The organism is Williamwhitmania sp., assembly GCA_035529935.1.
In the GTDB taxonomy this organism is placed as follows: domain Bacteria; phylum Bacteroidota; class Bacteroidia; order Bacteroidales; family Williamwhitmaniaceae; genus Williamwhitmania.
Genome location: DATKVT010000146.1, coordinates 1 through 12,152, shown reverse-complemented (window position 1 = coordinate 12,152; position 12,152 = coordinate 1). Strand labels below are relative to the sequence as shown.

The window sequence follows — 12,152 nt, the reverse complement described above, 5'->3', positions numbered from 1 at the left end:
GGTGCAGCACCTATTGAGGGCTTATCGGTCTCCACTGGTTGACAACCAAACCAGAGAAAACTCATAGCCGTGAGATATCCAATCAGAAGAATATGTCTTTTCATAGTTTTATTTATTTCAATGTTGCGTGTGAATTAGTATCCAGCATTCTGAACCAAGCTGTTGCCCGAAACAGTAATTTCCGACTGCGGTATGGGCAACAAACCAAGGGTAGCGGAATTAAATGTTTCATCCTGTGGTACAACACCTGCCGCTGCATTAATCTCCTGCTGCGTATAGGTTAAACCTCGACGCATCAAGTCCCAATAACGAAGACCTTCTCCAGCAAACTCAACTCTGCGCTCATGGAAAATTAGATTAAGACCATTGGCGTCGTTGGTAAGGGTTGGCGGGGTTGCAGCAGATCCAAAAGCCCTTGCTCTAACGCGATTATAGTAGGTTTGAGCCTTACCAAGATTGTTGCTGAGGTTTAGCTCCGCACCCATGAGCAGCACGTCGGCAAAACGGATAACCATCCAGTTGTTGGGCCAGTTGAGATCGCTGTTAGTAGCGGCCTTATTTGCTTTTAATGGCTGAACCTTTTTGAATGCATAACCAGTATGCTGGTAGCAATCCTGTGGCTTATAGGTTACCCCCTCAGCAGCAGGATCAAAAATAGAAGCAAAGTAGCGGCTGTCGCCTGGTTCAAATTCGCTTACAAGTGAAGGTGTAGCTGGTTGAAAGCCCCACCCTGCATCATAAATAGGATCATCAACACCTCTAAGACCGGACATAATAATGGTCCAATTTCCTTCGCTGCCATTGGCCCATCCCCAATCGCCCCAGTCACCTTTGGAGGTATGCTGAACCTCAAAAATGGATTCAATATTGTTCTTATTAGCAAGGGTAAATAGGTCGGCATAGTTAGGCATGAGATCGCTACCGCTGCTGGTAATCACATCGTCAACAATAACCTCAATATCAGCCTTTGTAAAAGTTTTGTCATCGGCTTTCAAATCGCTGGTAATTCCAAGTACACCCTTACCATAACCTTCATAATACAGGTAAACTCTTGCCAACTTGGAGCCGGCAGCCCATTTAGAAACTCGTCCGGCCTCATTTGATGGAATTACAGCAGGAAGATTATTGTATGCATAGTAAAGATCGCTTGCAATTTGGTTATAAACATCCGCCGGATCGGCCTGTACCTGATTGTAATCGGCAGGAGTTAATGGTTTAAGAATTAACGGAATATGACCAAACAACTGCTCCAATTGAAAATAGTAGTATCCCCTTAAAAATCTAGCTTCGGCTATGTATCTTACCTTAAGCAAAGAATCTGTAAAAGGAATATCCACTATTTTTTCAAGTAGCAGGTTCGCACGATAAATTCCTGTATATCGGTCTTTCCATAAACCAAGAGGCTCCTCGTCGGTGGTATATTCGCTGAACTTTCCCATCCTGACCAAACCTGGTCGATCACCTGGGCCTGAACCACCACTGTAAGCATCATCGGATAGAATGTCTGTTATAAGATCGTAGGGATGGTAACCTCCACCAGTTTGCCACTGAAGTACGTCGTAAACAGCAACCAATGCCTGAAAAGCATCGTCGGGTGTTTTGTAAAAGTTATCCTCAACCCTATTGGTTAAGGGCTCCTTTTGGAGGAAATCCTTTGTGCATGAACCAAGGCCCGCAACAAGAATAACCATCAGCAGAATATATGTTTTTTTCATCATAGCAGTTAAGTTAATAGGTTAAAAACCAATGTTTAGTCCAAAAATAATGGTGCGAGCCTGTGGGTATACATTTCTGTCGATACCAACATCGAGTGAACTCTTAGCACCAATTTCCGGATCAAAGCCTTTGTATTTGGTAAATGTCAGCAGGTTGTTAGAGGATATGTATATTCTCAACTTCGACATTTTAACCTTCTGGCTAATGGACTCGGGCAAGGTATAGCCGAGGGTTATATTCTTTAGCCTTACATACGAGCCATTGTGAACATAGAAGTCCGACACCCTGAAGAAGTTTTGGTTGGGGTCGGCAATGGTTACGCGAGGAAATGAGTTGGATGTACCTTCGCCGGTCCAACGACCCAAAACCGAAGATTCCCAGTTGGACATTGGTAGGTCGTAACGACGTGATCCACTATAGATATCCTGTCCAAATGCACCATACCAAAACATGTTAAAATCAAAACCCTTATAGTTTGCAGAGAAACTTAAACCAGCGGTCATTTTGGGATATGGATTTCCAATGTTGGTGCGATCTTTATCGTCAATCTTACCATCGTTATTAAAGTCAACCCAAATGAGGTCACCAGGCTTAGCATTAGGCTGCAGCACGGTACCGTCATCAGCAGTATGGGCAAGAATTTGTGCTTGATTTTGGAAGACCCCAGCCGTTTTATAGCCCCAGAAAAAGGCGATTGGCTGGCCAACTTCTGCCATACAAACGTTATACATACCTACTGCAACATTGGCGCCGTATATGCGGCCTTCACTATTATCTATAGTAAGCACCTTATTCTTATTGTAGCCACCGGAAAGACTAACGTCAATGGCCACGTCATGAATATTTGTCTTGTAGCCCAATTCCAACTCAATACCTTGGTTTCTAACGGAGCCACCATTTACGGTTGGTGCACCACTTCCCACAAAGGCAGGTATAGGAGCCACAACCAACAGGTCTTTGGTATCCTTTCTATAAACGTTTAAGCTAACACTAAACTTATCTTTATAGAATCTGCTATCAAGCCCAATGTTGGTCTGTTCTGAAGTTTCCCACCGAAGATCGGGGTTGGAAATGCTGGTTGGATTAGAACCCACAGTTATTACTTCACCTGTACCAAAGGTATATTTGCTTCCAGATCCAATCAAGGAGGTATATTGGAAGGCTCCTATTGATTCGTTACCATTTTGGCCCCAGCCTATTCGTAACTTTAGGAATGAAACAGAAGGAAAATCAGCCATAAAGGATTCCTTTGTGAGAACCCAGCCAGCAGAGAAGGCAGGAAAGTAACCATACCTATTGTTGGCTCCAAAGTTGGACGAACCGTCAGCACGGATAACTGCTTCAACAATATACTTGTCCTTGAATGCGTAATTGCCTCTACCAAAATAGGACAAAAGCGCATGCTCATCGGCACCTCCCCACGATTTGTAGCTGTCCTCATCAGTTCCATTATTGATGTAAGCATGCTCAAAATCGTTAAAAAGCAAATTGTTTTTGCTGCCACCAAGATTGTCGTGACGATAACTATTAGCAGTCATACCAGCTAACGCTGTAAATGCACTCGAACCTATGGTCTTTGAATAGGATACTGTAGTTTCATTCTGCCATGTATACCAACGATCGTTAGTGGCACTGGCTTGTGATACTGTAGACTTTACATTCCCACCGAGGTCATAAACAGGAGTGAATGTTCTTGAAAATCCATTGGCAAGGTCGATACCAAATGTAGACCGAACCTTTAATCCCTTCATGGGTTCCAGCTGTGCCCAAACGTTACCCACAACCTTGTTCTCCTTATACTCTGAGTTGATTATGCTGAGGTAAGCTACTGGGTTCACAACCTCTTGAGTGGCATAGTTAGAATGACCCCAAGTTCCATCAGGATTCTTTACAGGGGTAATTGGGTCCATATTTACAGCCTTCGATAGCGGGCCACTGAACTCAGCATTTGGATCAATACCACGTGTTTTCTTGCTGGTGAATACTAGATTATTTCCATAGCTAAATATCCCACTGTGGTGAGCAGAATTAATGCGATACGTATAACGTTCGTAATTTGATTTTCCCTTTGCAACAATTCCATCTTGTAGCGTATAGGAAAATGAAGAGAGATATGTTGATGCATCATTCCCTCCGCTTACCGTAAACTGATGGTTAACGGCAGGTGCATTCTTGTAAAAAATCTCCTTTTGCCAATCAGTTCCTTTTCCCACCGCAGCAACTACAGCGTCCACATCGGGGAATGGAATTGGGCTATTATCGTTAGCATAGCTTTCGTTCATTATTATGGCATATTCTCTTGCATCGAGCAAAGAGACCTTTTTCCATGCATTTTGAATGCTATATGAAAAATCGTAGTTCACAACTAGTTTTCCCTTTTTCCCCTGCTTGGTGGTTATTAGCACTACACCGTTTGCTCCACGAGCACCATAGATTGCCGTGGCAGAGGCATCCTTCAATACTTCTATAGACTGAATGTCGTTAGGGTTCAAATAGTCAATTCCACCTACCGGCATTCCATCCACTATATAGATAGGATTGGAATCACCCGTAGTGCCAATACCACGAATACGGACAGTGAATCCATCACCAGGTTGACCTGAGTTGGAAATAACTTCCACACCGGCAGTTTTACCCTGAAGAGCCTGCTCTACACGAAGTGGATTGGACTCTTCAATGTCCTTGCTTGAGACTGAGGCAATGGCAGAGGTTAAAAGGCTTTTCTTTTGAACACCATAGCCAATTACAACCAACTCATCAATTTTTTGAGAAGAGTTGGCCAGCGCTACGTTAATCTTTGTTTGCCCATTAACCGGAATGGTCTGGGTTTCCATTCCAATAAAAGAAAATACCAATGTTTGATCAGCTTCAACCATAATGGAGTAGTTACCATCGGCATCTGTAGTTGTTCCTTTTCCTGGCATCTCCTTAACAATAATTGTAACACCTGGAAGTGGTCCGCCATCAGAGGCTGACGTAACGGTTCCTTTGACGCTTAAACTTTGCGCATAAAGAACCCCTCCTAACAGAATCAAGAAAGCTGAAAGAAGTGTTTTTTTCATGTGAGTTAAGTTTTAGTTTAGTTAGGGGTTTAAAACGTTTGAAAAATTACAACCCAATTGGCCGCCTAGCACCATTTCCTACCACGTCTTAACCTCAACCAATTTCAAATTGTAAAACACAAACGTTTGCGCAACCTGTTATAGCCTACGTCAATGCTACGTCAAAATTGGAACTATTTTGAATTTAATTATTGATTTACAGCATATTTCATAAGTACTACATGTGCGTTTAAAATGGGCAGAATAAATTGCAAATGTTCAACCTCTCCTACCCTAAATTTGTCAAAAATGGAGAATTGCGTAGTGGAAATATGCATAAAAATGTCCAATCGATGACATCTTAAATGAGAAATGCTGCCCGAAATGAGCAGCATTTGTCCCAAGAAAACGTTTGCAAAAAAATTTTCCAGTATAAACACCTAATTAGCTAACAACAATGAACGAATACTTAAGTGTTTAGGTATCAACAACACCATTTGTCAAAAAACGCCGTAAACATTAAGATTCAGGAACCTCGTTACCGACCCAAATCTCACTTCGCTGGGCTTTCGCTACAACCCCAAATCCTCATTTATAAGCACCAGCGTAATTCGCCCCTTCGGAAACGATTTTTCGGTAATGAGCCATGCGTTGCATATCCGGTCCGGGCTTTTGCAGTCGCTGCAAACGGAAGTACGCTGGCATGGGGTTGAGAAGTTAGGATGTTTAATGGCGTTTAAAGGTGCAGTATATCGACGAATTCGCTGCCGTGCCTGCTTTACATCGTCCACCAGCTTGTTTCTTCCCACAAAAAGGTAAACACTGGATGGCCCAAAGGCAATTGGCGCAATTCGATTCCCAATCATATCGAGATTTACAAGCTGGCCCGCGGCAGTAATGGCATTAGTGCCAGTTAGGAAAATGTCGGAAAGTAGCGCCTGACGCCGCACCACCAAGTTCTCCTCACGACTCCTATCCTCCCTAAATCCGTCAAGGAAGGTAATACCCTGCACAGCTTTTAGAGCATCTAAAATTCCCGTTTGGCGCAGCGTAAGAGAGTCCCCATACGAAACCACCTTCCCCTCCGAATGGGTGAGTAATTCCGGTAGAATGGCACTTGACACCTCTGCTAAGTTATTAATAATTATTACATTGAAACCATTACTTCGGAAAGCGGCAGCACTTTTGTTGAGTCGTTCATTCCAGTATTTTCTAGCGCTATCTTCCATTTCTCCTTTTTTGTAAAAATAAGGATTATTGAAGCCAGCTTGTTCTCAAATGGTTGAACTATTTTACAAAAAAAGACGCAACATGGATTTGCACTAACGACTGGATTTTCTGTAGAACAACCAACCAGTAAGCAAAAGTCCCGAAAATACAAAAACAGTAAACACTAGACTGCTAATTGCCAGCTGCATACCTCCCGATAAGATATGACCGCTAGTGCATCCGCCAGCCATTCGGGCACCAATAATTAGTACAAATCCTCCCAGCGATGCCCATACCATCCGCTTAGCTGAACTCTCGCCCTTGAATCTCGTCCAGTTGGAATGCATCAGCTGCAGCTTAAACTCCTTTCTTAACAAGGAGATAACAAGGCCCGAAAGGAAAGCGCCAGTCAAGAACAGCAGCTCCCACCTTCCTGGGGTTTCAATGGCGGAAAAGTAAGTATTACCTGTGGACGAGGTAATCATATCGCCAGCGTAGGGGTATGCGGTGGATGCACCAATAATGCGGTTAGCCACCGAAGGAAGAAAAACAATGGCATTCAAAAGAGCAAGCCCACTACCTGCAATTAGCCATTTGTAGCCCACCGTGCGCTCCTTACCCTGCAGAACGAAGGCTGCACCAATAAAGACCGCACCAACAATAATGGCAATGGTATAGTAGCCAAAACTCCCAATACCAGCCATAGATAGAAACGACATGCTGCCAAGATTAGGTCCTAGCAGATGAGCAGCTGACGGTTGAATAACTGTAAAAACCACACCGCCCACTATACCACCAACAATGCCAAACAATGCGTCAAGCGAGCCCTCTCCCAGCGACACCGGAAGGGTACCTGGGCAATAACCCAAAATGGCCATCCCTGAACCAAAGAGTAATCCTCCAAGCACAATTCCAACTACCAAAAATGGTTTTACGTGGAAGGTGGCCATTCCCAGTCCAACCTCTAACGCAATAATAATAATTCCAACGCCAATGGAAGCAGCAATAGCCTTTGCCACGGTATAGTTCTCGCGCATGGCAAGTCCACTTATGGTGTTAAAGCGATTAAGCCTAGCCACCTGTAGCAGTGCCCCAAAGGCAAAGCCCAAAATCAATGTAATCCAGCTCATGTTATACCTGTTTAAGTTGTTAATAATTCACTAATTATAGATTGAAAAAGCTACAGTAATATTTTAAGGATAGGGTGGTAACCAAAGCCAAACGCCAAGCCTTAAAGGTTTAACAGCCGTCCCATGATGTTGCCAACAATAAGTGTAAAGCTGATAAATGCAAGCGTTATCCAGAAACCGTGAATTCCTGTCGCAATTGCGGCCCTTAGGTTCATGCCAAAGCCCATTCCAACCACAGAAACTTGCAGCAAATACTTCGAAACTTTTGAATAAAATACTGGGTTAGGATTTCCCATTGTGAAAGAGGCAGCAACACCTAGTAAAAGGGCCAATGGTCCACCAACAAAACCAGCGATGCTAACAAAAAGCATAATTATTAGTAATGCAACAACTAACACATTACGTGATTGGGTATAATTTATTATCATTAAAGTTCCTTTATTCAATGCAAAGAAACCCTAATAATATGAGCTATCCCAATTCAAAATAATTATAACATATAGCTAAAGGTTATAGGTTGGCAGTAGATCCTTTAAAAAGAGAGCGGTGCTGCCAGCAGGCTGGCTGCTATGCAATACAATGCGAAATTCACGCTTAAACGAAATTTCCTTCAAGGGAACGGCAAATAATGTACCCCGCTCCAACTCCTTTTCAACCGACTTTTTCGACACTATGCCAATGCATGACGCGTGCTCCAAAAATTGTTTTATTCCTTCGGTGGTGCCAAGTTGCAGCACTACATTTAGCTGGTCTACCCTTACGGCCTGTTCCTGCAGCACCCTATCTATTACCTCAAGTGTTCCAGAACCAGCTTCGCGAACCACCAACGGAATGCTCAGTAAATCACCAACAGAAAGCTTTTGTGGCAATGTAGCAGCATAAGATGGAGATGCCACAGCAATGAGTTCATCATCCAAAAAAGGCAGGTAAACCAGCCCGCTTCGGCTCGAGGAGCCCTCCACCATGCCAATATCGGCACGATTCATCTCCAGCAACTCCTCCACCTCCCGAGAGTTACCGGAAACAATTGATACTCTAAGGTGGGGATACTGTTCGTAAAAGCGGGAAAGGTATTCGGGCAGCACATACTGCGCAATGGTGGAGCTGGCGGCAATCCTCAGCTCACCCGAAATGGTGTTTTTCAGTAAGCCTAGCTCATACTCCATCTCCCCATATATCTTGAATACCTGCATCAACCGGCTCTTAACTAGCTCACCCGCCTGCGTTAACTCAACTCGGTTTGCCTTGCGTTGAAAGAGTGAAACCCCCATCAGCAACTCCAGCTCTCGTATATGCTTAGAAACGGCTGGCTGAGTAACATAGAGCTGCTCTGCAGCCCGAGTAAAACTTAGCTGCTGAGCAACTGCCATAAATACCTGCCATCTGAAATCGTAGTAGCTCATTAGACCATTCTTTCAAAAACGCTTTATATTCTTCTGGCTATTTAACCTTTAACCTTGTTCCAATGGATAGAATGTCGCCGGGCTTAACCCTGTTCATCTTGCACAAATCAACCAGTGCTATGTTATTTCTTCGGGCAATAGAATAGAGGGTATCACCTTTTTTTACAACGTAGTGGCCAGTTGCTTTATGCGCAACAAATGCCTTTGCGCCTTCCGGTGTCGGCATGTTTGCCTCTAAAAGATCACCGCTACCCTTTGGAAGAACAGAAATATCACCATTTCGATAGTAGGCCACTAGGGTATCTGAACTAAGTGTAAAAGTCTGGTAGTTGAGAAGGTCGGCAGGGTCAAAATGGTCACCCAAAAAGCGGGTTTCAAAGTGAAGATGTGTTGTTGTAGCTCTCCCTGTCCTCCCCCCAAGTGCCAAAGGAGCACCAGCCGGCACCTCCTCGCCTTGCTTTACTAAAAACTTAGAGAGATGTGCATACAGAGTCTCAAGACCGTTGGGATGCTGAACAACCACCATTAAGCCATACCCATGAAACCTTCTTGCCATGCGAACTATCCCGTTGAATGCACATCGTACCGTATCGCCGGCCTGTAGCTTAATATCGACACCCGAATGCAGGTGATGCCTACGTTTATTGCCATAGGGTGATAGCATTCGGCCCCTGAAAGGATAAACAAATTCACCCATCTCTGGGCTATTGCAAATAATATAAAGTGAATCGGGAATCGCAATTCCCTCTTTTGAACAGCCAATTGAGAGTGATGGGTTGCACCGGCTGAAATAGTTGGCTATAACGATTGATGAAGAATCACCGGGCTGGCTTCCAACGAACGATTGATCAGAATTTAGCGATATCTCTTTGGCTTGGAGCGATAGACCTGAAATGGTGATTATGGCTGTGAAAAAAATCTTACTTTTTATATGGGACATGCTACTCCTTTTTTCTACAAAGAAAAAGCAATATAGACAACCGTCCTATTCCTTCCAAAGAATTTTATCAGCCGAGATGTAAATAATTTTAGCGCAGCAGCTTACGTATTTCAGACATAAGCAGCTGGATATTTATCGGCTTGGAAATATAGCCATCACAACCTGCATTAAGCACCTTTTCCCTATCCTCAACAAATGCGTAAGCAGTTGTGGCAATTATCTTTACCTTAAGGTCCTTCTTTCTTATAATCTGTGTAGCCTCGTAGCCGTTCATAACAGGCATCTTGATGTCCATTAAAATGAGTTCTATTTCGGGATGGTCTTCAAGCAGTTGAAGCGCCTCCGCACCATTGGCCGCCCAATATAGAATGGCACCAGTTGGCTTCAATAGTTCTTCAAGAAATAGGTAGTTAATTTCCTCATCCTCTGCAATCAGAAAACTCTTGCCCTCATAGGACCCTTCAATCGGGTACTCGCTACGAAAATCCATTCCAAGAAATTTATTGGTGTTGCTCTATTTTACTCATCGCGGTCAAAGTTATGCAATTATTCAAAAAAAAGCGAAAAAAAATTTTTGGAAACCATTCCATTGATAAAAAAGTGGTTCTACACTTAAGCTTCACACATCAAATTGTTTAAAACTTTTTGAGAATTGTTAACTTCTTCTCCTCACATAACGATAGAATTGACGGCTAAAATTGATTCCTTTGCTCGGTGTAGGTTAACCAAACTTTATGGCCTCAAAAAAGGGGAAAATCAGAGCAAGTAAGATGCTCGCCTTGCGAGAGCAACATTTAAAGCGAACTTTTAAAAAGTCGCTCCTGTTCAACGAGCCGGAGATGCAGGCGATTAATACCTTTTGCCGAAGATATAAGATATCGAATAAGTCTAAGTTTTTCAGGGAAACCATTATAACTACAATCTTAAAGAAGATTGAACAAGATCATCCCACCCTTTTCTAATTTCTAATTGTTGGCTAACCGCACCAACAATATTCACAAGCACTTATCTAAAATTTTGCTGAGAGCTTTAGATTAAAACGCCTGCTAGTTAAATAGTTTGGAATGGCCAGCATATTTGGTATCCCCTCCTGATTTCCTACTGTTCGAACCCACAGATAGGATACTGTATTGTTTATATCAAGAAGGTTAAACACCTCCACTGTTACCATCAACGAGCGAAATAATCCGGCAAAGTTGTTTACCTTCTTTCGAGTAGGATTGTCGATCAACACCTTGGTAAACCCAATGTCTACCCTTCTATAAGGAGGCATCCGGAAGTAGTTGTCCCACCTATCTTTTTCAGGCGAAAAAAAAGGTAACCCGGTACCATACTGCAGGGTAAGATGCACCCTCACCGTAGGATTGCCCGCTAGGTAATCCTGAAAAAACATGGAGAGGTTCAGCCGCTGATCGTTAGGCGTTGGAAAATAGCCAGCGTGAACAAGAGTTCCGTCAGAGGCTACATACGAATCCACATGCTCACGAGAGCTAAGGAAAGACAAGCTCACCCAGCTTTCTGCATCAGGAAGGAGTTCGCCATTTACCTTAAAATCAGCACCGTATGCATACCCATTTGCCACATTCATTCCAGAATAGGTTACTTGGATATTATCCATCTTATAGGGTTCCAGATTGCGCATCCGCTTGTAAAAAACCTCTGAGGTAAACCGAAATGGCTTTCCAAATGCCGAAAAGTCGTATCGCGAACCCGCCACAATTTGTATCGATTTTTGTGCTTTGAGGTTGAAATTCATTTTGCCAGTCTCATCCTGCAGCTCCTTAACAAAAGGAGGTTGAACGTAAGAACCTCCAGAGAGATGAAAGGAAACGGGGCTGCCTTCATGAGGAGTATACTCCAAAGAAAATCGGGGGCTAATATTCAACTCCCCATTTAGCATTGAATATGTGGCTCTTACACCAGCGGTAACTGAAAGTTCTGCTTTGCCAGCGTTAAATTCGTACTTTTCTTGAATGTACCCCGAATGCCGGTATGCATCAAAACGATTATGGGCACTGGCCAGCGAGTACAAATTCAAGCTATTCCCTCCATTTGGAAGGCTATAGCCGGCAGAGTCAATCAGTTCCCACTCCTTTACGTTATCAAAAACGCGCTCTCGCTGAACCTTTACACCCCACTGTAGGGTGCTATTTCCTTTGACATAGGTTCCCTTGTGATGAAAAGAGTACACATAAGCATCCAGGCTATTGCGTGCATGGTTGAGAAATGATCCAATACCCACATTGACCAAGCTGTCGGAGTATGTACTGGAGCCAAGTGAATTATCGAGCTCATTTATCCAATACTCTCCCAGAATATCGTAGGTCTCCCTCTCGCTAGAAATGTACGATGAAGCAATAAACTTGAGTGCCAACGATTCAGCGGGACGAAAGGTTATTGTTGCTGCGGTTAATCCAGTTTGGTAGGTATTGTGCTCCCAGCCATCGTAGTACACCTTGAAAGCTAAAGGATTGCTGAGCAATCCAAATGAGGTCTCCCTGTTCTCCGGGAAAAACTCATACTTGTTGGTTGCGTAACTTCCTAGCAATGAAGCAGAAATGGTAGAGGATATATCGTAGTTAATAAAGGTCTGAAAGTCGGAAAAAGATGGGTAATACTCCCCTTTTGTATCCAGGGTGCCCAATAGATACTTGGATGTTTTATAGCGGTACCCCGAAATATGAGTCAGCCGTCCCTTAAGCGCTGTCCCCTC

General features: G+C 43.4%; 10 protein-coding genes. 1 reads left to right on the top strand and 9 read right to left on the bottom strand.

Features of this window, described 5'->3' with window-relative positions:
• Nucleotides 1–134 precede the first annotated feature (134 nt).
• The 8 genes from VMW01_10960 to VMW01_10925 form a co-directional block, all read right to left on the bottom strand.
• Nucleotides 135–1,718 carry a RagB/SusD family nutrient uptake outer membrane protein gene (locus VMW01_10960; GenBank protein HUW06768.1) on the bottom strand — a complete coding sequence of 528 codons (1,584 nt, stop codon included), beginning with the start codon at nucleotides 1,716–1,718 and terminating at the stop codon, nucleotides 135–137.
• An 18-nt stretch (nucleotides 1,719–1,736) separates the two neighbouring features.
• The gene (locus tag VMW01_10955) at nucleotides 1,737–4,778 is read right to left on the bottom strand and encodes a TonB-dependent receptor (GenBank protein ID HUW06767.1); all 3,042 of its coding nucleotides are present in this window, start codon (nucleotides 4,776–4,778) and stop codon (nucleotides 1,737–1,739) included.
• A 551-nt stretch (nucleotides 4,779–5,329) separates the two neighbouring features.
• A complete protein-coding gene (locus tag VMW01_10950; GenBank protein ID HUW06766.1) occupies nucleotides 5,330–5,986 on the bottom strand; it encodes a lactate utilization protein in 657 nt (218 codons plus the stop codon).
• A gap of 93 nt (nucleotides 5,987–6,079) precedes the next feature.
• Nucleotides 6,080–7,096: a YeeE/YedE thiosulfate transporter family protein gene (locus VMW01_10945; GenBank protein HUW06765.1), complete on the bottom strand. Its 1,017-nt coding sequence runs from the start codon at nucleotides 7,094–7,096 to the stop codon at nucleotides 6,080–6,082.
• Between the two features lie 101 nt (nucleotides 7,097–7,197).
• Nucleotides 7,198–7,524 carry a hypothetical protein gene (locus VMW01_10940; protein ID HUW06764.1) on the bottom strand — a complete coding sequence of 109 codons (327 nt, stop codon included), beginning with the start codon at nucleotides 7,522–7,524 and terminating at the stop codon, nucleotides 7,198–7,200.
• Between the two features lie 75 nt (nucleotides 7,525–7,599).
• Entirely contained in the window at nucleotides 7,600–8,499 is a 900-nt protein-coding gene (locus VMW01_10935; GenBank protein HUW06763.1) for a LysR substrate-binding domain-containing protein, read from the bottom strand.
• Nucleotides 8,500–8,536: 37 nt separating this feature from the next.
• The gene (locus VMW01_10930) at nucleotides 8,537–9,439 is read right to left on the bottom strand and encodes a M23 family metallopeptidase (protein ID HUW06762.1); all 903 of its coding nucleotides are present in this window, start codon (nucleotides 9,437–9,439) and stop codon (nucleotides 8,537–8,539) included.
• An 88-nt stretch (nucleotides 9,440–9,527) separates the two neighbouring features.
• Nucleotides 9,528–9,929, bottom strand: coding sequence for a response regulator (locus tag VMW01_10925; protein HUW06761.1), 402 nt, complete (start codon nucleotides 9,927–9,929; stop codon nucleotides 9,528–9,530).
• Nucleotides 9,930–10,173: 244 nt separating this feature from the next.
• Here VMW01_10925 and VMW01_10920 point away from each other — a divergent pair, with 244 nt between their 5' ends.
• Nucleotides 10,174–10,401 (top strand): hypothetical protein, encoded by a 228-nt coding sequence (locus tag VMW01_10920; GenBank protein HUW06760.1) that lies wholly within the window; start codon nucleotides 10,174–10,176, stop codon nucleotides 10,399–10,401.
• A 47-nt stretch (nucleotides 10,402–10,448) separates the two neighbouring features.
• Here the strand turns inward: VMW01_10920 and VMW01_10915 are convergent.
• Nucleotides 10,449–12,152: TonB-dependent receptor (locus tag VMW01_10915; protein HUW06759.1), on the bottom strand; the 1,704-nt coding region annotated here is incomplete at its 5' end.